We start from the raw sequence: 24,567 nt of genomic DNA, 5'->3' as shown, positions 1-24,567 counted from the left end.
AATTTAAATTCAACTAAACGCCAAGCAACTGTACTACAGTTTGTATCCAGTCGCTACTATATATACTTCCCGAGAACGGGCACGTGAGGCATCAGGTTTGCGTATTTTCACTGCTTTAAAACTATTACGTACATCCTGCAAGTATTGATCAAAGCCTTCGCCTTGGAAAACCTTAACAATAAATGCACCATTTTTCTTTAGAACTTGATTACACATATCTAGCGCAAGCTCAACTAAATACATACTTCCAGCTTGGTCCACTGAGTTATTACCACTCATGTTCGGTGCCATGTCAGAGAGTACCACATCAACATTTTTTCCATCAATGCGTTTTAATAAAGCATCTAACACGGCTTCTTCACGAAAGTCACCTTGTAAAAAATCAACACCCGCTAAAGAGTCCATAGGTAAAATATCACAAGCAACAACTTGCCCCTTGTCACCTACCTTCTCGGCTAAATACTGTGACCAACTACCCGGAGCAGCCCCTAAATCCACCACAGTCATACCAGGGCGAAGTAACTTGTCTCTATTTTGTACTTCATCTAATTTAAAAACCGCTCTTGAACGCCAGCCTTTTTTTTGCGCTTCCTGAACATATTTATCATCAAAATGTTCTTTCAACCATCGCTGTGAACTGGCTGACTGTTTTTTATTTGTCATAAATTACACGCAACTAATTAGTAATATTCTCTAGATGGCGTTAGAATACCCTTAATTCAAGCCATATTCAGCAAAATTTGTATAAACATGACATTATCAAATAAACAAAAGCAGTTTTTAAAAGGCGAGGCACATAGCCTTAAGCCTGTAGTTTTACTAGGTTCTAACGGTTTAACCGAAGGCGTAGTGATGGAAATTCAAAGTGCACTAGAAATTCACGAATTAATCAAAGTTAAAGTACCAACTGACGATCGTGAAACCAAAGCGCTTATTTTTGAAGCTATCGTTCGTGAAACAGGTGCGACAAAGCTTCAAACAATTGGCCACACTATTGTGCTTTATCGCCAAAGCCCTGAGAAAAAAATTCAACTGCCGCGTAACTAATTTACTTCCTGAGTAATTTATTGCGCTTAATAAAAAAACCAGCTATTAGCTGGTTTTTTATTATTTATTTACCTCTGAATTCTAAAAGGTAAAATTCATTTCTAAGTCTTTGAGTAAATATTTGATTTCTGCATAATGCTTTTTTTTGCTTAACAAAAAATAGCGTGAAAACTGCATTTCACTCATTGGTTCTATTTCTTCATTTGAAAGCAACGTTGCAAGTTCTGGAGTTGTATTGCTATGACCAATCACAGCAACTACGCCATTCAAAGACACTATCTGGTTTTTTAAATCTGCCAAATCTCTAGCATTGTAAATCTTTATTTCAGAGCCAAAATGCGCAGCAAGTGGGCCTGCTGTTTGTAAAGTACGTTTATAGTTACTACTAAATACATGTACCTTATCAAATTGCTTAAATAATGTGACTAGCTGCTCTGCCCGTTTATAGCCTTGCTGAGTTAACGCTGGGTTTTTACCTGCTAGTTTTTCACTATGGCGAAAAAGGTATATTTTTTCTGGAGCCGAAAATACATATTGGCTATTAAATAAAACTGCACATAACAAGATAAAAACACCGTATTTTACTTTCATATTGTCTGCTCACGTTTGTATGTTAATAAACGATTAATAAACTCGGTTGTTAACTCATTAATTAACCCTGTTTCAGCGTTTAACACTAAGCTAAAGCCAATATTTAAATGAGGGAATACCACCAAATCACTTCGGTATCCTTGCACCCAACCACTGTGGTAATACAAGGTTTCATTATCGTAATTGTATACTCGCCAACCTAAACCGTAATAAGCTTCGTTTAACTGTTTTTTCCACACCCTGCGGTACATTTCTTTTTTTGTGCGTGTATAGGGCCGAGTTTGTTTAGACAAAGCATCAAGTGACAACACTTCAGGATATTGACCTAATTGTGCCTTTAACCAGATAGCCATATCGCTTGCACTGGCATTAACACCAGCTGCTGGTCCAACTTTGTAGTAATTTTTTTTAAGCTTTGCAGTATACCAACGTTTTTTCCCACGTACGTGCGGTAAAGCGTAATTACTATCAACCAGCATGGCTTCATAACCCAAGCTAGCATCAATCATATCAAGTGGCTGAAAAATGCCTTCATTTAGCCATTGTGAATAATCTTTATTTGTACTTTTTAAAATAACATCATCAATTAAACTAAACATGACGTTTTGATAACCGTAGCATATACCAGGCTCGCAAATAGGTTTAACCGTCACTAACTTTTGTACTATATCGGGATAATCCATTCGCGACTCAATTAAATTGTCATATGCGTTTGGCACCAAGCCGCTAGAATGGCTAAGTAAGTGATAAACTTTTAAGTTGTCTTCGTATTCTGTACCTATAAAATCAGGTAAGTAATTACTGACGGAGTTATCTAATTTTATGAGCCCATCACTAGATAATTTTGCAGCCAGAGAGCCTGCAAATGTTTTAGACACCGACGCCAGTCTAAAACGAGTGTGAACATTAACCTTTTGACCATTTCGGGCTTTTGTTCGTCCGACCGCATGGATGTAATCACTATTGCCTAAATTAACTATCGAAAGTGCAGCTCCTGGAATGCCTTTACTCGTGAGTTTTTTTTCTGCGTAACGGCCATACTTTTTTACAAAACTATCCCAATTTGGGTCTTGCTGCGCTGCAAAACTAACGGTTGCATGCACAAAACACACTGCAGTTAAGCAATACTTTAAAAGTGGTAAGCGCTTCATTTTTTAATACTTTATCTTTTTAACTGCCTCTGTATGCATAATATCATGAACTTTTCTTTGGACTAACGTACAATACAAAAATTATTGTACTTTTTGTGGGTGTTAAGTATTTATGCGTTTTTTAGTTGTATTACTTTTTGTTTTATTTTCATCAGGTTGTGCCATTACCAAACAACCAGCAGAACCTTTGGCTATGCCGTTAAAGCCAGCATTAACAACGCAAACATATCAGCTTAAATACCAAACAGATCATGCTTCACCAAAAGTGAAGTCGGTGCAATTGCCTGCACACAAAGTTTTACAAAATCAAACTGTAAAAATAATTACCGATAAAGCAAGTGTAACCGACACTCTACTATCGCAAATAAGCCAAGCACTTAACGATAAACAGCTTAAAGTTACGAGTAAAAATAACAGTGATTACACGCTGACTATTCAAAAGCTCGACTTAACATTTAAAGAAAACACACAGTATTCAATTGCCACACCTGAAAAGCCATTTGTCTTGTTTGAAAATATTGCAAAGCAATACCCAACGCAGCAATGTGCATCTATTTTTGCAGAAGTTAATATGCGTTTAACACACAAAGCGTCTGGCGATGTGGTGTGGTTTGCAACGTCGTCAATAGATAGTGCCAGCTTTCACCGAGAGCCGCTAATTTACAGCTTAAGTGAAGAACAAAGAATTACAAACGAACTAGAGGTTGTTGCATTTATCCACCAGCAAAACACAGAAGAAGCACGTTTAGCTAGAGTGGGTAAAGAGGTGAAAATCCCTGAGTATCAAATGCTGTCTAAATTATCTAGCCTAAGTAAGTTAAGTGGTCCGTGCAGCCGCACAGAAGTCAGTGCTCTAACACCTATGATGCAATTTTACTTAAGCAGTATCTTAATAGATAAAATTAAAGTTCAGTAAAAGTAACATTTGCTACATTTTTTTACAGATTAAGGGTATACCTTAACAATATACTACGCACTATAACAACAAATAATCAGGCTCAACGTGGATGAAATATACCTTACTTAACCGTACTCTTTTTAGTATTGTCTTGTTCAGTTTGGGCCTTATAGCGACCTCAGCCCAAGCAAGTAATCGTTATTATGCAGACAACACCCTTGAGCCCACTCAAGGCTTTGCATGGGACTGGAGCGCAGGGGCAAGTTATTTTGTAGAAGATACTTACCTAGTCGGCACCAATGCCTACGACACCGATTTAGAGCTCGATTTAAGCCTTGCTGTATCCTACGACCGATTTTATCTCGACTTTGATCATAACCAACTCAGTGGCGGTCTTATTATCGGCTACAGTATCATTGATAAGTATGATTGGGGCTTGGACATACTAGGCACGAACACCCAAGCAGGCTTTGACGAAAAAGGCCTTGGCTTTTATAACAATGGTGTAATTGCAGAGCTTAATGGCATAAAGTCTCGTCGCTATGATTTTGGTGTTGGTCTAAGGCTTACACGCCGATTCGAAAACTCTCAAATCTCATTTGAATACCTTTATGATGTTTCTGGCGCCCATAACAGCTGGGTTGTTAACACCTTCTTTAGCCAAATTTTACCGTGGCGAAACTGGGAATTTAGATCCGGTGTTGGCGTAAGTGCTTATTCAGCTGATTTTACAAATTATTATTTTGGCATTGACCAAGAAGAAGTAGCCGAAAACCGACCTTTTTATGATGCACATGCAAGTACCAGCCTAATATTTGAATTTCATGCTGAATACCCAATAAGCCAAGATTGGGTTTTTCTAGCTGGCTTTCTTTCCACATGGTTTTCAGCAGAAATCGACGACAGCCCAATTATTTCTCAAGGGTATCAGCATAAAGCCAAGGTAGGCCTACGTTATGTTTTTTAGATGGTTTTGTTTACTAATAATTTTTCCTGTATCAGCGCTTGCGCAATCTAGCGATACACAAAATACTTTAACCGCGGTTCCTGATACGTGCGTAGCTCTTCGTGAAGGCCGCGATTGTTATGCCGACGTTGTTATTACGTGGCACCAACCCATTATTGGTAATTATTGCCTACGCGATGCAACATCAAAATACATTATGCAATGTTGGCTCAAACAGCAACAAGGCACATTAAATTACGCGTTTGATTCTAAGCAAAGTATCGCATTTGAACTATTTGATAGTAATACATCAAAAATAATTGGCACTGCAGAAGTAAAACTTCAGTGGGTATATCAAAACAGACAAAAAAAGCGTCGCTGGCGATTATTTTAGCCACTGCATTAAGGATAATTTATGGATAATTACGGCACTATTTTATTAGTAGAAGATGATGCATCATTGGCTCAGTGGGTAGCCGAATACCTAACTGAACAAGGCTACACTACCCATGTTTGTCACCGAGGTGATGAAGTTGTCAGTCAGGTAAAAACCTTGAACCCAAACATTGTCCTACTTGATATTATGTTACCTGGTCAAGATGGCATTAGTGTATGTAGAGAACTTCGTAGCTTTTATAATGCGCCTATTATTATGCTTACAGCACGTGATGAAGAAATGGATGAAGTTATAGGTTTAGAGGTAGGTGCGAGCGATTATATAATGAAACCAGTACGCCCGCGCGCTTTGCTCGCTCGTATAAAAGCGGCGCTTCGTCAAAGCAGTGAGCCCAATAAATTGGAAAAAGTAGAAAGCACAATTTCGGTCGGTTCGCTTAATATTAATACCGAATCGAGAAACGTGAAATTTAACGGCGAAGACGTTAATATTTCCAGTGCTGAATATTTACTCCTGCATTATTTGGCAAGTAATGCAGGCCAAGTTGTATCACGTGACGCGGTTTTTAAAGCCACTAAAGGACGTGAATACGACGGACTTGATAGAAGTGTCGATGTGCTTATTTCTGCACTAAGAAAAAAGTTTAGCGACGACCCACAAAACCCTGAAAAAATTAAGACAATTTGGGGGCGTGGTTACTTGCTCGTCTCTACTGCATGGTAACTTACAGCTGTATGCTTAAATGAAAAAGTTTTACATATCACTACTTGGCAGCGCACTGGTATCTATTGTGGTTTTAGGGTGGCTTATAGACGCCTTTAGCCAGCAAGCACACACCCCACAAGACGAATTTAGTGTGCAAAGCAAAATGATGATGGGGTTTAGTAAACAACTGGCAAATATTCCCACCTCTGAACGTGGCGCATATGTTAAGCAGCTAGGTGAAGAGTTTGATCTATCAATCGATTATAAACCTAATGAATCACTTGCTTTACCTCCTTCATTATTACTTCAAATGCATGCTGTTGGCGGATTGATTTTAGAAGATCAGCAAGGTTTTTATATGCTGTATAGTAACCAAGCGCTAAATCCCTTTCATATTTCTATGCGACTTAAAAAAAGCGCAGACACAGATAAACGAAACGATATATTTTTAACTTTGCTTTTTTATGCTGGCTTATGCATTTTAATGGGATTCATTATTGCGCCACTCGCTAAGCGACTAAGTGTACTCAATGAGGCTGCTAAACAGTTTGCATCAGGCAATACACAAGCCAGAATTAACGCCTCGCATTTCACGTATATAAGAGATGTAGAGTTAACGTTTAACCGTATGGCGAGCCAAATTGAAAAACTTGTCGCTGAGAATAAATTAATGGCATCAAGTTTATCGCACGATATACGCACCCCTATTGCCTGTCTTCGCTTTGGCTTAGATGCCGCCTTAGATACCCATGATGAAAAAAAAATAAAAACCTATTTAGAGCGTATGGAAAACGATTTAGATCACATGGAATCCATGCTTAAAAGCTACTTAGCGTTTGCAACACTTGAGCAAAACGCAAACAAATTGACGTACTCTTCTACAAATATAAAGCATTACCTTGAAAACATTTTAGTTCAGCTTGCCCCAAAGTTAGAATCACAAATGCTAACTGTTGACCTTAATAGCTCAACTGACATTATTGTGGCCGACCTTCATTGGTTAGCACGTGCTATTACAAACCTGCTGACCAATGCATGCGATTTTGCCGAACAATATATCTACTTGAGCGCCAAGGTTCACGAACGCCAACTTATCATAACTGTTGAGGATGATGGCCCAGGGATTGCTCAAGAAAACTTTAAAAATGTATTAAGCCCATTTTTTAGAGAAGAAGATCATAGAAACCGCGCAGATAAAAGCTATGGCCTTGGCTTGGCTATTGTTGAAAAGGTCGCTGACTGGCATAACGGTACTATTTCTGTCAGCAAAAGTAAGCACTTAGGCGGAGCCTGCTTTACCCTTAGTATTACCCAGCATTATAAATCGTAAAGTATAAATTACGCGGTGTAATTAACATTTTTAAAACAAAATCAACCCATTAATTTTAATCTACTCCTAACATTTACTAAAAACAGCGCATTAATCACACCACTGGAAAACTAAATTATGTGGGATAAGCAAATAAGCACTTTTTATTTTTTTACATTTCCAGTAGATTGTCAGCGCCGTTAAAAAACAGAGAAGTATAATAATATGAGCGCAGTTAGAGGCGAGTTTAGTTCTCGCTTTGGATTTATTATGGCCGCCGCCGGCTCTGCCGTAGGTTTGGGCAACATATGGGGCTTTCCCACACAAACAGCCAGTAATGGTGGTGCCGCATTTTTAGTTGCCTATTTAGTGTTAGCTTTCTTTTTAGCTTATCCTGCGCTAATGGCCGAACTCATGATTGGTCGACACGGACAAGCTAACGCCGTCGTTTCTTTAACTAAAGTATCTAACAAACCTTGGCAAAAACACTTTGCATTTATTGTCGGCTTTGGGGGTATTTTATGCGCCGGCTTTATACTTAGTTTTTATGCTATTGTTGCAGGTTGGATGCTCAGCGCAACAGCCCAACCTATCGCCGCCTTGGCCGGAGCCGACGCAGCATCAACTTGGCTAAGCGAGCAATCACCTACTCGCAATGTTATTTTTACCCTTGTTTTTATTGTTTTAACAATAGCAATCATTAGCCGTGGTGTTGAAAACGGTATCGAAAAATGGTCAAAGCGCTTGATGCCCGCTTTATTGGGTATTTTATTTTTATTAATTGCTTATGTACTGACTCAAGAAGGTGCAATGGAAGGGTTAAAAGCCTACTTGTTACCTGACTTTTCGTCTATTTTTGACACCCAGTTGATTGTTAGCGCATTAGGTCAAGCGTTTTTCTCATTATCACTTGGCACAAGCGTTATGATTATATACGGCTCGTATATTAGTAAAAAAGAAAACCTAGTCTCTCTCGGTGCATACGTAACGTTAATTGATGTGTTTATTGCCTTTGTTGCTGGTTTACTTATTATTCCTGCTATGTATGTAGCTCAAGCACAAGGTGTTGAGATATTTTCTGCCAGCGGAAAATTGCTCTCAGAAGATACTTTAGTATTTCAGGTATTACCCGCTTTATTTGATGGTATGGGCAGTGTAGGTTTATTTGTTGGCTTTGCATTTTTTGCCCTAATGAGTATAGCTGCGCTCACTTCGTCAATATCAATGCTTGAAGCACCTGTTTCCTATGCTGTAGAACGCTTTGCCTTGAAGCGCATTCAAGCAACGTGGGTCATTGGGGCCTTGATAGCAGTTGTTAGTATTACGATTGTGTGTAACCTAGGCGCATTATTTGGTTTAGTGATCACACTTACCACTAAGGTTGCGCAACCATTACTTGGCTTAATGTGCTGTATTTTTGTAGGCTGGATTTGGTACAGAAATTCATTACTACAAGCCATTCAACAGGGCAATCCCGAGGTACAAACTACGCTATTTTGGAAAATATGGCCTTGGTATACTAAGTTTGTGTGCCCTATCGCAATAGGTGCAGTGTTTGTCCACTCGTTATTAAGCTAACAACAACTCATATAAAAGCCCACACTTGTGGGCTTTTATATGAGTATAAATTTAACTAGCCTAGTTAATTTTTAGTATCATATCTTGATGCGGTATACCGTCCTCTAAATATGCATCCCCTGTACACTTAAAACCAAATGACTTATAAAAGTCCAACAAATAGGTTTGCGCACCGATAACTATGTCCCGTTCAGGCCAATGCGTTTTACAACACGCTATTGCCTGTTCAACCAATTTACTAGCGATCCCCTTTCCTCTGTGATGCTCACTAACTAGAACACGTCCAATTGCGCTGTACTGTCCGTTTTTTTCATAACAACGGGCGTAGCTCATTAACTGCATATTATCTAACGTATAAATATGCTGAGTAGTTTCAGAAGTATCAACATCATCCAGCTCAGGGTAAGGGCACCTTTGCTCTACAACAAATACGTCTACGCGCCCTTTCATAATTGAAAACAAGGTATGAGGGGTCAGTTTATCAAATGGTTCACAGTTAAAATGCATGGTAATCCTTAAACAAAAACCCAGCAGAAGCTGGGTTTAGTATCGCTATAGTACGAAATGAAAATAAAATTACATTCATCGCTGTATAGTGTAAAAAAGTATTAAGCGAATAAACGCTCTAACTGATCACATAACTGAGACAAGTTTACATGGTCATGTTCAATGGTTACATCAATATACCCATCGCCTCTAAATGCACGGTCAAGCTCAATTAAAACGTGAGTTTTGTGGGCTTCTGGTACAAATGACAACTCGATTTCTTGAATTCCAAATAAACTTCTGCTGTTAGGTTTATATTCAAGCTCTTGGTAACACCCTGAAACAGAAGCAAACGTAGAGGCACGTAAAAAACCTTTTTCAACATCGGCTTTAGATAAACTAAAACCTAATTTATCCATTGCCTGCATACACGTTTTCACTGCTTCATTTGGGTAAATATGAAGATGGTCTTTGTCTGTTGGATCTAGTGCTAAATCGATATCTAGTCCGGTTTCTAACCAAACATGGGACTGGTTGTAACCCGCGTTAATTTCAGTGATCGGTGTTTCTGAATGCAAACGCGCTTCAAAAGGTATGCTTTTTACGTCACCGGGTTCCAACTTACCTATATCGGTAATTCGCCATTGATCAATTACATGATTAGTAAAATAATCACCTTCATCTCCAGCCACTTTAACACGGGTCATTAGTAGTAAATCTAAGCCTGCAATTTCTTGGCTAACGTCACCCGCTGTAATGACAATATTAGCGTTAAAAAGTTGACCTGGTTGCAGATGTTCAGTCTCTAAAATAGTGTCAACTTTTGCTGCACCAATACCCACTGATGCTAAAATCTTTTTAAACATATAATTCTCCTTAAGCTGAGCCGCTCTTAAATATGCCCTAACTTAAACGTCTTCGTTATCTCATCTTAACCATAATTAAAAGCCGTTGTCAGTTTAAAAGTAGGATTTAAATGCTTTTAAGGGTTAAATACGCATAATTTGTGCATTTATCATCCAAGCAAGGTGTTAAAAGCGACTAAATAAACAAAGCTCAAGTGGTAATTTAATTTTCATTAATCGCTGTTTTTAGCTACACTGCAGTACCAAATGATGTAATTTTAAGTATTATGGAACTAATCTACTTTGCTACCGCATTTGTGTGTGGTTTTGCCGTATATCAATTAAAACTCCCCCCTCTTATTGGCTTTTTGCTGGCGGGCTTTGCGCTTAATCTAGCTGGTTATAAAAGCACAGAATTACTTGATACAATTGCCGCATTGGGCGTTACTTTATTGCTGTTCAGTATTGGCTTAAAACTTAAAGTCAAAAGCTTAATAAAACCCCAAGTGTGGGCACCTGCTTCCCTTCATATTATATTTAGTAGCGCTATTTTTAGCGGTTTCATGTTGTTATTAGGTGTGTTTGCCCTGCCCCTTTTTGTTGACTTAAGTTGGCAAAGTGCCTTGTTGGTCGGCTTTGCTCTTAGCTTTTCAAGCACTGTATTTGCGGTAAAAGTATTAGAAGAGCGCGGTGAAATGGCCAGCCTACACGGTAAAATCGCTATTGGTATACTTGTAATGCAAGATATTTTTGCGGTTATATTTTTAGCTATTAGTACAGGAAAAGTACCCAACATTTGGGCGCTAGCTATTGTTATTGCCTTGCCTTTAATACGCCCTATTATGTATTTTATGCTCAACCGTTCTAAGCATGGTGAACTACTTCCTTTATTTGGTTTCTTTTTTGCGCTTGTTGCTGGTTATAACGCATTTGAATTTGCAGGCCTTAAAGGTGATTTGGGTGCGCTGATCATAGGCATGATGTTTGCTCCACATAAAAAAGCGGGCGAGCTATCAAAATCCTTACTCAACTTAAAAGATATTTTACTTGTCGGTTTTTTCTTAAGCATTGGTTTAAATGCTGAATTAACAGTTGATTCGCTTATCATTGCCATTGTGCTTATTTTTGTACTCCCTGTTAAAGTTATTCTTTATTATGTGTTTACGAATGCGTTTAAATTACGAGCACGTACCTCGCTACTTACCGCATTTACCTTATCTAACTACAGTGAATTTGGCTTGATTGTATGCGCTGTTGCAGCTTCAACAGGTATTATTACCCCTGAATGGTTAGCCGTTATGGCTATTGCGGTATCTATTACCTTTGTTATTGCCTCACCCCTTAACAAACGCTCTAATGAATTATATGTAAAAATAGAAAGTTGGTTAGTAAAGTTTGAAAGCAAAACACGTCTAGCCGAAGAATTACCAGTAAACCTTAATGATACAAAAATTGTTATTTTTGGCATGGGTCGTATTGGCACCGGTGCTTATGAAACTATCAATATGACTCACCCCAATTTAGTAGCGGGTATTGATATAAAACCCGAAGTTGTCGATAAACATATAAGTAGAGGCCGTAAAGTACTGATTGCAGACGCTACCGACCCTGATTTTTGGCAACGTGTAAACCACTCTCACGTTGAAATGGTCATGTTAGCAATGCCAAAACACATGCAGAACATTTTTGCATTAGAGCAGCTTCAAGCGTCAGGCTACACAGGGCAAGTTACTGCAATTGCAAACTACCCAGATCAACAAAAAGAGCTTGAAAGTATGGGGGTGCACTCAACGTATAACTTTTACTTAGAAGCCGGTAGTGGTTTTGCTGAACATGTAAAACAAGAATTGTTTGGTGAAAAATAGTATTTACTATGTGTAAAGGCACAAAAATAATTCTTTTTCATTAGTAAATAAATAAAAAGCAATTGTATTTACATTCCTTTACAAGTGCATGCACCACGTCTGCAAAAAACAGGTAAACTGTCTTCGTTGGTTAAATATAACCCATGTTAAATACAACCTAGTTAGACTCCAGCTAACAAAAGTTGTGTCGGGCTTTTTACACCAACAAAAATTCTTAAATCAGAGGGCCTACTCCCTCACTCAATAGGCTGTTTCTTGCCCGTCACAGCCTATTTTATTACTCTAAAATACCTTACACTAACCCCATTGATACACTTAAAAGCAAACCTATGGATCCGGAACAATTAAAAATTGCCGTAAACACTAAAATGCCATTTGGAAAATATTCAGGTCGTCCATTATTATTACTTCCCGAACCTTACTTAGTTTGGTTTAAACAGCAAGGTTTTCCAGATTCAAAACTAGGCAGTCAGTTAGCTATGATGTACGAGGTTAAGCTAAATGGCTTAGAGCAAATGCTTATGCCATTGCTAGAAAAAAAATAAAATTTTACGAAACTATTTTATAAATTGGCGGTCTATTTAATTGCTACTTGTTGATTTTGGTTTTAACCACAAAAAAAGCGCCTTTTGGCGCTTTTTTTATTTTTTAGTTTTGCTCTATGGGTAAGCTAATAATGAACTTTGCTCCACCTAAAGACGAATGTTCAATACGATAACTTCCCTGATGCCAAGCAATAATTTTAGCAACAATCGCTAACCCAAGGCCAAATCCACCTGTTTTTTTGCCTCTACTTTTATCAAGCCGAGTAAAGGGCTTAAATACGTTTTCTCGCTCTATTTCAGCAATGCCCCTGCCATCATCTTCAATTACAAACTGTACTTCGTTATGCTGAGTAACAAGCGATATTTTAACTTGGCTATTAGCGTATTTAATTGCATTACCAATTAAATTTTGAAAAGCGCGCGCCATAAAATGCGGATCACATTGGTAAATCAGGCTACTTGGTAATGCTTCATCCAAACTAATTTTCTTATCAAAATTAAGTTTTTCAACGCTAACTTTTATTAACTCAACCAAATCAGTTGGGTATGGTTGTAGGCTAGGTTGTTGAGAGTCTAGTTTTGCGTAATCAAGCATCTCAGAAACTAAACTTTCAAGCTCATTAATATCGCTGTTCATATTAGCAATATAAACTTCACTTTTTTCATCTGATAAACGTTCATCTAGCATTACTGTTGCAAACTTTAAGCGAGCTAAGGGGGTTCTAAATTCATGAGAAACCGACGAAGTCAGCTCTTGTTGAGCGTTTAATAAAAAACTGATACGTTGTTGCATTAAACTGAGTGTTTCAGTAATTGGTAAAAAAAATGATTTGGAGGTATCAGAGAGTTGAAAGTCTTGAGCACCTTCAACGGCTTTACAAGCATTACGCAATTTAGAGAAGTCACGCCAAAGTAGAAAACTCCATAAGCCTACGGGAATACCCACAATAATGAGCAATAATACGTATGGCCATACAGAGGTCGTTACGGAGGTATCTAATCCTATAGGCCCTACCTGCAAAAGCTCATAGTCATTAAGCGTAATATACCAAACAACTCGCTGTTGTTTGTCATATAAATATAGGTAGTGCTGACTATTTAACTGAGCCAATTGCTCTTGAGGTAGTGCTAAATCAGCACGACTAATAACAAGGCTTTTGTAGTGCTCCTTTAATTTTGCTAATCCATTGGGTGTTTGTGAAAGCAGCCAAAGAGACTGCCCAAATTCGTCATCAAGAAAAACGTGCTGTTGCGATTCATCATATGGCCATAATTGTTCTATAACACCGCTAACAACAAACAATGAAACCACAATATAAATATATAAACTTGCAAACAGCTTTCCCATTAATGCCTATTAACCTTGTATTTAAAGATCCCACGCATCGGAAACAAATAAGTAGCCTTGACCCCATACTGTTTTTATACGAAATGGCTTGTCGCTATTATCACCCAGCTTTTTACGGATACGCGACACTCGAACATCAACGGTGCGATCGAGCCCGTCATATTGGCGACCAATCATATGTTGGTGTACATGCTCTCTACTAAGCACTTGGCCAGCGTTTGAGGCTAACAACCAAAGTAACTCAAACTCATGCGACGTTAACACAATCTCTTTGTCAGATAATTGCACTATACGGCTAGTCTTATCAATGATTAAATCACCAAACTGTAATTCTTCACTCGTTTTTGTCACTGTTTGACCACGGCGTAATAGCGCATTGACTCTTGCGAGTAACACACGAGGCTCAGCTGGTTTAATAACATAATCATCTGCGCCAAGTTCTAAACCCAACACTTGGTCAAAATCTTCGCTTTTAGCGGTTAACATTAAAATTGGTAAAGAAAACTTATCACGCACTTGACGACACACGCTAAATCCATCTTTGCCCGGCAACATAACATCTAAGATCATTAAATCGGCGTGATTATTTTCTAAATAACCAAACACCTCATCACCACGTTCTAAAACTGCGACTTCTAATCCATTATGTTCAAGGTAATCTTTTGTGAGTTGCTGTAAACCAAGATCATCTTCAACAAGTAGAATTTTTGGCATTGATTGCTCCTAAATTAAAAAAAGCTCCATGGTGAACGAAGCCGACGCCTACTTTTTTGTACATGAGTACTTTGTACTTCAACCTGTGCTTTAGCTATTAACACGCCAGATTCCGAATTGATTAAGGAGTATATGGTTTCGACCTGAACACGCGCTTTATAATTAAACTCTCCTGCGCGCTGCTGTTGCCAGCAATGTATCTTTTTACTCTGTTCATATATGCAAACATCCCCCACCACATCGCCCTGCCATTCAAACTTTAAATCAAGATCGCAAAAGTCCTGTACCTGAGAAATGACACATACTTTGGGTGACACAGTAAACGACGCAGCTTGCGCATTACTGAGGGGGATAAGTAGTGGCGCTAAAAATAAAATGACCATTAGATGTTTCATATTAAAAAGTGCGTTCGAATCCTATAAATGCAGTCATTGAATAGTCACGCTCTAAAAGCGGACTATCATTAATAGCCGAGTAGTCATAATAAGCTAAATGGAAACGAACAGAATATTCATCTCTTAAGGGTAATCGCCCATCAATTTTTGCATAAGGTTGCCAACTGCTGGCAACCTCAACTTCGCCCAATAAAGTTTCGCCGTCTTTAAGGCCATAATAATAGGTATTTAGTTCCGCAGATTTATAATTTAAACCAAACGATGGTTTAATATTTACGGGCCCAAGTTGAGTATGGTATTGCCACTGTAATGCACCGCGAACACCGTTATAAACATTTGTCACATCATGCAGTAATTGAACAGAAAACACTTGGTGATCACTCACATAATGATAAGCAAGCCCTGTGTCTAGCGCTAGGTTGCGTTTATGTAGGTCATTTAAATTAACATTTTTTACTGATGAGGCCTCTGCAGCCTGCAAATAAAAAGGGCTATCTGCACTGCTGCTTTGCAGCGTAAGCACATTACTTGGATGCCAATCTATAAAAAAACGAGACTCAGTATTAAGCTCGCTAACAACGTTAAATTGGTGTTTAGAAGTTTGAAGTAAAGAATAGCCTAAACGACCATTATCAAAAAACCAATCTTCAGCATAAAACGCTATTTGAGGAATAACGACTAAAGGAACATTATCACCACCACGCAAAGGATTAGTGATCACACCGACCCCTGCGTTAATACTAAAAATTAGCTGATGAGATTGAACATGCTGCTCTGAGAACTCTTGATCCGAATACGTATTTGGCTTGGCACTTAATGTAAAACAAGTGAGCAAAAAATTTAAACAAAGAATGGTAAATAGAGAGAAATTAAACCGCATCAGCGTAAATCAGAACATAAAATTATTCATTTACGGATAGTAACAAGGTTACCTAAAACTATCTGTAGCTGATTACAATCATTCACACTTTTTATACACAAAGTAAAAGTTTAAACCCCTTATAAAAATTAGATATCAGGGGCTATTTCTACTCGGTTGCGTCCATGTGTCTTAGCAATATAAAGTGCTCTATCGGCACGCTCAACCAGCACTGAGCTTTTTGTAAACGGTCGTAGCATAGCTAAACCAAAGCTTGCTGATATTGCACGCTTGTTGTTTACATCTTGTTTTTTACGAATAGCTAATTTCGCAATTTCTTGCCTTATACACTCAGCAAAAGCAACTAAATCATTTATGGTGTCAAAATAAGCAGTAATACAAAACTCTTCTCCGCCGTAGCGATACACTTTTGCTTTGTCAGTTAAATTTTCTTTTACTTTTTTTGCCACCAGTTTAATAACTTCATCGCCTTTTTGGTGGCCAAAGTCATCGTTAAATCGTTTAAAGTGATCAATATCAAACATAATCAGTGCAGCAAGGGAGCTTTCTGTCGTTTGCTCTGAGTACTCACGGCAAAAGTCATTAATATCAGAGTCAAATTTACCTCTGTTATAAAAACCTGTTAATGGGTCTGTGTCGGCAGCTTCTTTAGAAAGATTAAGCGCTTCTTTTAAGTCTTTAATTTCATTATATGCAACCGATAGCTTTGTTTGAAATTCGCGAGCAGAGTCTTGCATTGCAATAGACTCATCAGTCAAACGCTCAACACAACCAAGAATATCGTTAAAAGAGTTGGTATCTATCAGGCTGTTTATTTCGTTCTGCGAGTCAATCAGTGAAGTACTGAAACTTTTAGAATGACCAAGTGTGATACTTATATCTTGCTGGATATTTTCAACCGTATTATGAAATTTATCCGACATTTCCTGAAAAAGAGCTAAATCTTCATCACTAAGATGCTTATCAAATATTTCTTTTGCTTTACTTTGAGTGCATGTTTGGTGCTCTGAAATAACTTGATCTAATTCAATGTTTAAAGACGGTTTATTACCCTGAAAATAGCAATACCAAATAGCATAATTAATAGGTGTTACCGGCATACGGTACTTCACCATCATGGGTACTGCTTTTTTTAAATACTGAGCGGAATGAGAAAGTGATACAGCATTATTCATAAAGAACTCTCAAGCGTCATTTTTATTATTAGCATTCAATGTTAAGTAATAGTAAACCTTTACGCAAGCCATAATAATACTATTTTATGAACTTATTTAACGGTAAAAAAATCTAAATCGCTTTTGCGTCTAAAGTTTGTGCAATATTCCACAAAGCACTAATAGCGGGGTCGTTGAGCTCTTTTCTTAAAACGGCTAAGCCAATGTCAAAGCCTTCAGGGGCTTGCATTTTTGGTGTGAGTATCTGTACTTTGTCTTTTAGTGGGCTGTTATCTAATACTATTTTAGGAACCATTGCTACACCAAATCCTAGGCTAACCATAGAGACCATTGCCTCATGCCCCGCCACTTGTGCATAAATTTTTCCGTGAATATTGTTTTTTCGCCACCACATTTCTAGGCGCTGCCTAGAAAAGCCTTGTTCTGGCACAATAAACTCTAATTCAGACCAATCAAGCTCTGTATTGTTTGATGTTAATTTTTCAGTAATCGTACATTGAACTTTTGGCCCAATAAGCACTAATGGTGAATGGCCTATATCTACAAAAGCAATTTGCGCGGGTAATTTTCCAGGTTTAGCTGCTATTGCCATTGATTCATGACCATCGAGCACACGGTTTATAGCTAACGCAGGGTCGCCCGTATTTAAAGTTATTTCTATATACTGATGCTGCGCTCTGAGTTGCTCTAAAATTTGATGCAAAAAACTATAAGAGGCGGTAACAGAGCAATAAATACTGACTTTTCCATAAATATGTTGCTGTGGCTCTTTCACATTAGCTTTAAATCGTTGCCAGTTAGCAAGGGTAGCAGTGGCGTAATCAATAAAAGACTCTCCCTCTTTTGTTAATTTTACACTGCGGTTATCGCGCATAAATAGCGCAACGCCCACCTCTTCTTCTAGGTGTTTAATATTACGACTTAATGTAGGCGCACTCACATGGCAAAGCTCACTTGCTCTAGCAAAGTGCAGTGTTTTAGCCAACGCTAAAAAATATTTTAAATGCTTATGATCCATAGCAACACCAGTATTTCATATTTTGAAATACTTTAATTCAAATATATCATTTTACGCAAGTAACATTTTTAAATATGGTGTTTACAAGCGCAAAATAAAGCGCATCTAACAAACATATTTATAGGACACTAACAATGGCGAATTACTTTAATACCTTACCTTTACGCGAACAATTAGCGCAATTAGCGCAATGTGAATTTATGGACGCAAGCGAATTTACAGACGGTGTTAACGCACTTAAAGGTAAAAAACTAGTTATTGTAGGCTGTGGCGCACAAGGTTTAAACCAAGGCCTTAATCTACGCGATTCAGGTTTAGACGTGTCTTATACGTTACGCGATTCAGCTATTGCTGAGCGCCGCCAATCATTTTTAAACGCATCTGAAAACGGCTTTACTGTAGGTACTTACCAAGAGCTAATTCCAATAGCTGACGTAGTACTTAATTTAACGCCAGATAAACAACACACATCAGTCGTTAACGCCATCATGCCGTTAATGAAGCAAGGTTCTACACTTGCTTACTCACATGGCTTTAATATTGTTGAAGAAGGCATGCAGGTTCGCGAAGATATCACAGTAATCATGGTTGCACCTAAATGCCCAGGTTCTGAAGTCCGTGAAGAGTACAAACGTGGTTTTGGTGTACCAACACTTATTGCCGTTCACCCAGAAAACGACCCACAAGGTCATGGCCTAGCGCAAGCTAAAGCCTACGCTGCTGGCACAGGTGGTGACCGCGCAGGTGTGCTTAAATCGTCATTCATTGCTGAAGTTAAATCAGACCTTATGGGTGAGCAAACTATTTTATGCGGCATGTTACAAACGGGTTCTATTTTATGTTTTGACAAAATGATTGAAAAAGGAATTGATGCAGGTTACGCATCTAAACTAATTCAATTTGGTTGGGAAGTGATCACAGAAGCCCTTAAATACGGCGGCGTAACAAACATGCTTGACCGTTTATCTAACCCAGCAAAAGTGAAAGCATTTGAACTTAGTGAAGAGCTAAAAGTTATTATGCGTCCACTTTATAATAAGCACCAAGACGACATCATCGACGGTACATTTTCACGTGTAATGATGGAAGATTGGGCAAACGATGATGCTAACCTTCTTAAATGGCGCGCAGAAACCGCTGAAACTAATTTTGAAAAAACACCCGCTGGTGATGTAGAAATTTCAGAACAAGAATTCTTCGACAACGGTATTTTAATGGTCGCTATGGTTAAAGCAGGTGTTGAACTTGCGTTCGAAACTATGACAGCGGCAGGCATTATTGAAGAGTCAGCATACTACGAGTCGCTTCACGAAACACCGCTGATTGCTAATACCATTGCACGTAAAAAGTTATTCGAAATGAATCGTACTATTTCAGACACCGCTGAATATGGGTGTTACTTATATAACCATGCTTGCTTACCATTACTTGCTGACTTTATGAAAAATATTGACACAGATGTAATTGGTAAAGGCTTAGGTGAGCAAAGTAACCAGGTAGACAACAAAGCGTTAATTGAAATTAATACAGCGCTGCGTGAGCACCCGGTTGAAATAGTAGGCGCTAAATTACGTGGCTACATGTCAGCAATGAAAAAAATTGTTTAACGTTATCCTTTAAGTTTCGCTTGTTAGAAACCAAGCTCACATGCTTTGCGTGTGGGCTTTTTTATGCCTTATAGTTTAGTTAAAAAGAGGCTATTTTTTTGTTCATTCGCATTATTTAACTCTAAATAAATTGTGTGCTAACATCATATTCTACTTCGTTGTAAAAAATTATTATAAAATGATACAAAACCTTTCTATTACTCAAAAAATTACAGCACTTGGCAGTGGCATCGCTATTTTTGTTGCAGCACTCATTGGCATTACATCGTTATACAGTTCTGAAGATATAATAGAACAACGCATGATTGAGTCAGAGCTACCAGGTAAGCTGCAAACAATTAGTAACCACATTGGTGGTGAAATAAACATGCTAATTGGTGCTGCAGAGCAACTCTCATCTAACGAGTTTATTTTACAATGGTCACAAACTAATAATAACGATGCATTGCTTTTAAAAGAGCTTAACCGCTTGGTAGAACAATACGACTTAGCGACTGCATCGTGGGCTAACCGAAACACCGCACAATACTGGAATCAAGAGGGCTTTTTACGCGTACTAAAAAACGATGAAGCCGATGGGTGGTTTTTTGCTTTCAAAGAATCAAGAAAACCCTACTCTATCAGTATTTACCAAGAGTCAGTGAACGACGTAAAAATGTTCATTAACCATCAACAAGTAAATGGTAAAGGTTTAGCAGGACTTGCAAAAAGTATCACTGACATGCAAAAGCTACTGCAACAATTTAAAATTGAGCAAACAGGGTTTGTATTTATTGCTGATAAAAGCGGCCTTATTCAATTGCACAAGGATTCAAATAAAGTAGCAAAAGCAAATGTTGATTCGGTGTATGAAGCGAATATCAGTAATGAAATATTAAGCTCAAACGGATTTAGGTTAAAAGAAATCGACCTCGATGGCCAAGCCACTCTCGTAGCAGCGACCCCGATAGAAAATACTGACTTATTTATTGTGGCTCAAGTGCCAAAAAGTGAAGTATTTGCAAGTGTAAGTACGCTTCAGTGGCAAATATTTACATTTACTTTAATCATTGCCTTAATTGCTAGCCTAATTAGTTACTTATTAGCGCGTTCGTTGTCTTCGCCATTATTTAAAATGGGCGAATTATTCTCTCGTTTAGGTTCTGGCGACGCAAACTTAGCATACAGGTTACCCGAATCAAGCCAAGCCGAGCTTAATAACTTAAGCGCGGGTTTTAATCAGTTTATTAGTAAAATTGAAGTAGCCATTGGCCAAGTTGCCACAGAAAGCCACGATATAAAGCGCAGTTCTGACCATGTGTTTGAACAAGCCAAACGAAATTCTCAGGCTATAGACAGCCAAAAAGAACAAACTATTTCTGTAGCCGCAGCCATTAACCAAATGGGTGCAACAGTGCAAGAGATTGCTCAAAGCGCAGCTAACGCCGCCAAACTTACCGATAGCAGTCGCGAAAACACAATGCAAAGCCACAATCAGGTAATGCAAAGCCAAGCAACTATCTCTGCGCTTGCAAGCGACATTGACGGCATAACAGAGCAAGTGTCACTACTCTCTAAAAAGACGGTTGATATTGCCAGTATTATTGATGCGATTCGCAGTATTTCAGAACAAACAAATCTATTGGCGTTAAATGCGGCAATCGAATCTGCTCGTGCTGGTGAGCATGGCAGAGGGTTTGCGGTTGTTGCCGATGAGGTAAGAGCGCTGGCAAACCGCACTTCACAATCAACTAACGAAATTCAATCAATGATTGAAGAGCTGACCCAAATATCAGATGACGTAGTAAAAGATATTAGCCAGTCAAAAGATAAAGCGCAGCAAAGTGTGGGGGCCATGCAAAACTCCGTTGAGTTACTTGATGTGATTAGCGAAACATCTAATCAAATAAATGACATGGCAACCCTAATTGCAACGGCTACCGAACAACAAAGTAATGTAGTAGCCGATGTAGGGCGTAACATTGAGCAAATTAGCGAAATTAGCGACAACGCCATGAGTGAGCAGATGAATACTGAGCAAGCTATTCGTGACCTAGCAAGCAGCGCTCAAACATTAGATGCCTTAGTGGCAACCTTTGAAAAGCACCGTTAAAACCTCTGAACTATACCAATTCGCTTAATCAATGATCCCAATGGGTTGATATCAACGCGAATTGGTATTAAACACCTCCTCTAAACAAAATTGCGACTACAATTAGTTTGGAGGTGGTTATGCAAACCAATCAATTTAAGTTTTTGATCATATTTGTAGGGCTGTTTACGCTGAGCGCATGCAGTTCAACACCGCTTGTCGCGCCACCAGTTAAACTGCTCCAAATAAATTCGTTTGAGTCACATACTCTAGAATCACCAGAAGAAATTTTTACCCTCAGCGACAGCCTCAAGCAGGAGCTCAAAAGCCATTTAAAAAGTAAGCAATCTACCCAAACGCTAGCACACAATATATTGAGCTTTTTACTTAAAAATGGTGATGATTCGCTTTCATATCAATCGGGGGCAACCCTCACCGCATCACAAACCTTTAAAAACTTAAATGCAAATTGCTTATCGCTCTCTATTTTAGCGTATAGCCTTGCTGACTATTTAGGTATAAAAGCGCGGTTTAATAAAGTTCATATCCCAGAATATTGGGCTCTTAACAATGGATTTAACTTACTGACAGGCCACATTAACTTAAGTATTGATACAGTCATTGAACCTTCTAACCAGTCGGTATTTATTTACCAAGGCAAAAAACGCTTAATAATAGACTTTGACCCTAATAGCCGCCAGGCTCGCTTTAAAACAACACCTATTAGCAAAAACACTATCACAGCCATGTTTTATAACAATAAAGGGGCTATTGCACTTGTTAATAAGCAGTACGACTTAGCTTATAACTACTTTCGTAATGCAGTTAAAGTCGACTCTAGTTTTAGTGCTGGGTGGGGGAACTTAGGCGTGTTGTTTAGACAGTTAAACTACCTAGCTGAAGCTGAAAAAGCCTACAACTACGCAATTTTTCTTAATCAAAACAACAATACTGCACAGGGTAACTTAGCTGCTTTGTATCAGTTAACAGGCCGGTCGAAGTTAGGTACTGACATCTTAAAAAAATTACACATCAAGCGCCAAAACAACCCTTATTACCATGTATCCCTTGGTAATACCGAGTTTGAACATTCCAATTTTGCGCTAGCTTTAACACATTATAAAAAAGCCTATAGCCTTGCACCTTCATTACACGAAAGCCACTTTGGCCAAGCTAGAGTGTACTTTAAATGGGGAAACACCCAAAAAGCGATATATCATCTTGAACAGGCAGGCAAAAAAGCTGACTTTTTACATGACAAAAAACGTTATGAGAGTAAATTAAACGTATTACATTCATTAACAGCAAAGTTATGACCATTAAATACTTTTTATGCTTAATTTTAATATGTGTGTGCGCTAATAGTTATGGGAATGCCCTTCACACTCAGCTTATTGATGATTTAAACCATTTAGCAAGCAATCCGCTCATGGGCCGAAAAACAGCAACAGAAGGTGCAGCAAACACGCGAGCATACCTACATAGTAGGCTTTCTAAGTTTAACTTAAATGTAAGTGAGCAAACGTTTACTTATAAGTCAGGCATTTTTGAGCATGCACAAGGCATTAATATTATTGCAGTCCCCACCAAATCTACACAACGTAAAAAAATAATTATTACAGCCCATTACGATCACCTTGGTAAGCGAGGTGGGAAATATTATTTTGGGGCAAACGACAATGCAACAGGCGTTGCTGCCCTGCTTTACTTGGCGTCTTCGTTACAAAATAAAGAATTCCCTTACGAATTGGTATTTGTATTAACTGACGCAGAGGAAAATGGCTTACATGGCAGTAAACACTTTGCACAAACGCTTAACTCAAATAACGTTTTAATGAATATAAATTTAGATATGCTTGGGGTGAAAAAACATAAATCCCGCGTGTATGCATTAACATCCTACTCATTAAAACAAAAACTTAAGCCCGTATTCACCGCCTTAAATAACACTAAAATAACAATCAAACCTGTCTATTCGTCAAAACAAATGAATCGGCTAATTAAATCACAAAATATTGATTGGCATAAGGCAAGCGATCATTATTCATTTGCGCAAAACAACATACCGTATGTTTACTTTGGAATGGGTCACGACCCTCACCACCACACAACTAAAGACACCGTACAGCACATTGATATACCTAAGTATGTAAATACCGTACTCGCAATAGAGGGCTTTATTAAACAGTTAGCGCACCATCATTATGATGATTTAAACGCTGAAACATAAGCCTCTTTTTTTGCCCTTGGTAACTTTTTTATTTTACACTCAAGCTTACTCGCTTCGCTTTTACTCCCAACTTCCTGCTGATGAATAAGTATAAGAGGCCCTTTACCTTTTAAATTTTTCGCCCCTTTACCCGCTTGATGCGTTGCAAAGCGCTTATCTACATTAGTAGTAATGCCGGTATACCAGTGCCCAAACCGTGTTTGCACTATGTACAAGTGCCATAAAGTGCCTGAAGTATGTGTTTTTGGCTCTAGGGTTTGTAAACTTTTTTCATTATTGGTGGTCAAAATATTACCTTAATACCCTTAACTCAAAACAATTGCTTAAAAGGGTTTTACCTTCAGTGACTAATCGGTATCATGCAGATTATAAAAAATAAGGATCACAACAAACAATGCAGTCGTTAAAAACTTTTTCTCTTTGGCTTATCGTCGCTTTAACTCTTAGCTCTGCAGCAGGTTGCTCTAGCTGGGTATACAGAATAAACATCCCTCAAGGTAACTTTTTAGAGCAATCGGATGTTGAAAAGCTTCGTGTAAACATGACTCGAGACCAAGTTATTTATGTATTAGGCCGTCCTATTGCCACAGATGCTTTTGATAACAACACATGGCGTTATGTTTACAGCTTCAATAAAGGCCGTGAAAACGAGCAACATAAAGAGCTAGTGATTAACTTTGAAAATGAAAAACTTGTTTCGCTTTCAGGTGACTACGATCAGCCAGAAAATTTTAACACCCCTTTAGAACAATAATATTGTCGCTAA

The 24,567-nt window shown here is 38.3% G+C and carries 26 protein-coding genes; 14 read left to right on the top strand and 12 right to left on the bottom strand.

Going from position 1 to position 24,567, the window contains the following annotated elements:
• Nucleotides 1-33 precede the first annotated feature (33 nt).
• Nucleotides 34-663, bottom strand: a complete 630-nt coding sequence (gene rlmE, locus AC27JL_RS14475) for a 23S rRNA (uridine(2552)-2'-O)-methyltransferase RlmE (protein WP_039038537.1) — start codon at nucleotides 661-663, stop codon at nucleotides 34-36.
• 87 nt (nucleotides 664-750) lie between these two features.
• On the opposite strand from rlmE, the gene yhbY reads away from it, so the two are divergent.
• On the top strand, nucleotides 751-1,047 hold the full coding sequence (gene yhbY, locus AC27JL_RS14470; RefSeq protein WP_006793908.1) for a ribosome assembly RNA-binding protein YhbY: 297 nt from the start codon (nucleotides 751-753) through the stop codon (nucleotides 1,045-1,047).
• Nucleotides 1,048-1,128: 81 nt separating this feature from the next.
• Here yhbY and AC27JL_RS14465 read toward each other — a convergent pair whose 3' ends face one another.
• Nucleotides 1,129-1,638, bottom strand: coding sequence for a SixA phosphatase family protein (locus tag AC27JL_RS14465; RefSeq protein WP_487195911.1), 510 nt, complete (start codon nucleotides 1,636-1,638; stop codon nucleotides 1,129-1,131).
• Nucleotides 1,635-2,789: a serine hydrolase domain-containing protein gene (locus AC27JL_RS14460; RefSeq protein ID WP_487195910.1), complete on the bottom strand. Its 1,155-nt coding sequence runs from the start codon at nucleotides 2,787-2,789 to the stop codon at nucleotides 1,635-1,637. Before AC27JL_RS14460 ends, AC27JL_RS14465 begins: the two co-directional genes overlap by 4 nt.
• A gap of 112 nt (nucleotides 2,790-2,901) precedes the next feature.
• Here AC27JL_RS14460 and AC27JL_RS14455 point away from each other — a divergent pair, with 112 nt between their 5' ends.
• The 6 genes from AC27JL_RS14455 (at nucleotide 2,902) to AC27JL_RS14430 (ending at nucleotide 8,622) form a co-directional block, all read left to right on the top strand.
• Complete coding sequence (locus AC27JL_RS14455) at nucleotides 2,902-3,705, top strand: hypothetical protein (RefSeq protein WP_008127968.1); 804 nt, start codon at nucleotides 2,902-2,904, stop codon at nucleotides 3,703-3,705.
• Between the two features lie 91 nt (nucleotides 3,706-3,796).
• Nucleotides 3,797-4,654, top strand: a complete 858-nt coding sequence (locus AC27JL_RS14450; protein ID WP_277053441.1) for a MipA/OmpV family protein — start codon at nucleotides 3,797-3,799, stop codon at nucleotides 4,652-4,654.
• Nucleotides 4,644-5,027: a DUF3019 domain-containing protein gene (locus AC27JL_RS14445; protein WP_006793913.1), complete on the top strand. Its 384-nt coding sequence runs from the start codon at nucleotides 4,644-4,646 to the stop codon at nucleotides 5,025-5,027. The genes AC27JL_RS14450 and AC27JL_RS14445 overlap by 11 nt, the downstream gene beginning before the upstream one ends.
• 21 nt (nucleotides 5,028-5,048) lie before the next feature.
• Nucleotides 5,049-5,753 carry a response regulator gene (locus tag AC27JL_RS14440; protein WP_008127973.1) on the top strand — a complete coding sequence of 235 codons (705 nt, stop codon included), beginning with the start codon at nucleotides 5,049-5,051 and terminating at the stop codon, nucleotides 5,751-5,753.
• A 19-nt stretch (nucleotides 5,754-5,772) separates the two neighbouring features.
• Entirely contained in the window at nucleotides 5,773-7,065 is a 1,293-nt protein-coding gene (locus AC27JL_RS14435; protein ID WP_487195909.1) for a sensor histidine kinase, read from the top strand.
• 204 nt (nucleotides 7,066-7,269) lie between these two features.
• Nucleotides 7,270-8,622 carry a sodium-dependent transporter gene (locus AC27JL_RS14430; RefSeq protein WP_487195908.1) on the top strand — a complete coding sequence of 451 codons (1,353 nt, stop codon included), beginning with the start codon at nucleotides 7,270-7,272 and terminating at the stop codon, nucleotides 8,620-8,622.
• Nucleotides 8,623-8,682: 60 nt separating this feature from the next.
• On the opposite strand, the gene AC27JL_RS14425 is transcribed toward AC27JL_RS14430, so the two are convergent.
• Together AC27JL_RS14425 and AC27JL_RS14420 are read right to left on the bottom strand one after the other, a co-directional pair.
• Nucleotides 8,683-9,129 carry a GNAT family N-acetyltransferase gene (locus tag AC27JL_RS14425; RefSeq protein ID WP_487195907.1) on the bottom strand — a complete coding sequence of 149 codons (447 nt, stop codon included), beginning with the start codon at nucleotides 9,127-9,129 and terminating at the stop codon, nucleotides 8,683-8,685.
• Between the two features lie 101 nt (nucleotides 9,130-9,230).
• Nucleotides 9,231-9,974: a sporulation protein gene (locus AC27JL_RS14420; RefSeq protein WP_006793918.1), complete on the bottom strand. Its 744-nt coding sequence runs from the start codon at nucleotides 9,972-9,974 to the stop codon at nucleotides 9,231-9,233.
• Between the two features lie 266 nt (nucleotides 9,975-10,240).
• Between AC27JL_RS14420 and AC27JL_RS14415 the strand changes: the two genes are divergently transcribed.
• Together AC27JL_RS14415 and AC27JL_RS14410 are read left to right on the top strand one after the other, a co-directional pair.
• Nucleotides 10,241-11,818, top strand: a complete 1,578-nt coding sequence (locus AC27JL_RS14415; RefSeq protein WP_487195906.1) for a cation:proton antiporter domain-containing protein — start codon at nucleotides 10,241-10,243, stop codon at nucleotides 11,816-11,818.
• Between the two features lie 329 nt (nucleotides 11,819-12,147).
• Nucleotides 12,148-12,363 carry a DUF3820 family protein gene (locus AC27JL_RS14410; RefSeq protein ID WP_277053447.1) on the top strand — a complete coding sequence of 72 codons (216 nt, stop codon included), beginning with the start codon at nucleotides 12,148-12,150 and terminating at the stop codon, nucleotides 12,361-12,363.
• 103 nt (nucleotides 12,364-12,466) lie between these two features.
• Here AC27JL_RS14410 and AC27JL_RS14405 read toward each other — a convergent pair whose 3' ends face one another.
• The 6 genes from AC27JL_RS14405 to ilvY form a co-directional block, all read right to left on the bottom strand.
• A complete protein-coding gene (locus AC27JL_RS14405; RefSeq protein WP_487195905.1) occupies nucleotides 12,467-13,711 on the bottom strand; it encodes an ATP-binding protein in 1,245 nt (414 codons plus the stop codon).
• A 21-nt stretch (nucleotides 13,712-13,732) separates the two neighbouring features.
• Nucleotides 13,733-14,425, bottom strand: coding sequence for a response regulator (locus tag AC27JL_RS14400; RefSeq protein ID WP_006793922.1), 693 nt, complete (start codon nucleotides 14,423-14,425; stop codon nucleotides 13,733-13,735).
• Between the two features lie 14 nt (nucleotides 14,426-14,439).
• Nucleotides 14,440-14,808, bottom strand: coding sequence for a DUF3019 domain-containing protein (locus AC27JL_RS14395; protein WP_033019701.1), 369 nt, complete (start codon nucleotides 14,806-14,808; stop codon nucleotides 14,440-14,442).
• A 13-nt stretch (nucleotides 14,809-14,821) separates the two neighbouring features.
• Nucleotides 14,822-15,541 carry a MipA/OmpV family protein gene (locus AC27JL_RS14390; RefSeq protein WP_487195904.1) on the bottom strand — a complete coding sequence of 240 codons (720 nt, stop codon included), beginning with the start codon at nucleotides 15,539-15,541 and terminating at the stop codon, nucleotides 14,822-14,824.
• A gap of 287 nt (nucleotides 15,542-15,828) precedes the next feature.
• A complete protein-coding gene (locus tag AC27JL_RS14385; RefSeq protein ID WP_010557221.1) occupies nucleotides 15,829-16,875 on the bottom strand; it encodes a GGDEF domain-containing protein in 1,047 nt (348 codons plus the stop codon).
• A gap of 112 nt (nucleotides 16,876-16,987) precedes the next feature.
• Nucleotides 16,988-17,893 carry an HTH-type transcriptional activator IlvY gene (gene ilvY / locus AC27JL_RS14380; RefSeq protein ID WP_008130052.1) on the bottom strand — a complete coding sequence of 302 codons (906 nt, stop codon included), beginning with the start codon at nucleotides 17,891-17,893 and terminating at the stop codon, nucleotides 16,988-16,990.
• A gap of 134 nt (nucleotides 17,894-18,027) precedes the next feature.
• Here ilvY and ilvC point away from each other — a divergent pair, with 134 nt between their 5' ends.
• The 4 genes from ilvC to AC27JL_RS14360 all read left to right on the top strand — a co-directional run bounded on the left by ilvC (nucleotide 18,028) and on the right by AC27JL_RS14360 (nucleotide 23,801).
• Nucleotides 18,028-19,500 (top strand): ketol-acid reductoisomerase, encoded by a 1,473-nt coding sequence (gene ilvC / locus AC27JL_RS14375; protein WP_487195903.1) that lies wholly within the window; start codon nucleotides 18,028-18,030, stop codon nucleotides 19,498-19,500.
• A 178-nt stretch (nucleotides 19,501-19,678) separates the two neighbouring features.
• Entirely contained in the window at nucleotides 19,679-21,592 is a 1,914-nt protein-coding gene (locus tag AC27JL_RS14370) for a methyl-accepting chemotaxis protein (protein ID WP_039038526.1), read from the top strand.
• A gap of 119 nt (nucleotides 21,593-21,711) precedes the next feature.
• Nucleotides 21,712-22,887 carry a tetratricopeptide repeat protein gene (locus tag AC27JL_RS14365; RefSeq protein WP_487195902.1) on the top strand — a complete coding sequence of 392 codons (1,176 nt, stop codon included), beginning with the start codon at nucleotides 21,712-21,714 and terminating at the stop codon, nucleotides 22,885-22,887.
• Nucleotides 22,884-23,801 carry a M20/M25/M40 family metallo-hydrolase gene (locus AC27JL_RS14360; RefSeq protein ID WP_487195901.1) on the top strand — a complete coding sequence of 306 codons (918 nt, stop codon included), beginning with the start codon at nucleotides 22,884-22,886 and terminating at the stop codon, nucleotides 23,799-23,801. Before AC27JL_RS14365 ends, AC27JL_RS14360 begins: the two co-directional genes overlap by 4 nt.
• Here the strand turns inward: AC27JL_RS14360 and AC27JL_RS14355 are convergent.
• Complete coding sequence (locus AC27JL_RS14355; protein WP_006793932.1) at nucleotides 23,774-24,088, bottom strand: GIY-YIG nuclease family protein; 315 nt, start codon at nucleotides 24,086-24,088, stop codon at nucleotides 23,774-23,776. The two genes, AC27JL_RS14360 and AC27JL_RS14355, sit on opposite strands and share 28 nt — an antisense overlap.
• Nucleotides 24,089-24,195: 107 nt before the next feature.
• Here AC27JL_RS14355 and AC27JL_RS14350 point away from each other — a divergent pair, with 107 nt between their 5' ends.
• Entirely contained in the window at nucleotides 24,196-24,555 is a 360-nt protein-coding gene (locus tag AC27JL_RS14350; RefSeq protein ID WP_006793933.1) for an outer membrane protein assembly factor BamE, read from the top strand.
• Nucleotides 24,556-24,567 lie beyond the last annotated feature (12 nt).

It is taken from the genome of Pseudoalteromonas sp. 4NS20-0020, assembly GCF_057554385.1.
This window is presented reverse-complemented; position numbering and strand designations above follow the sequence as displayed.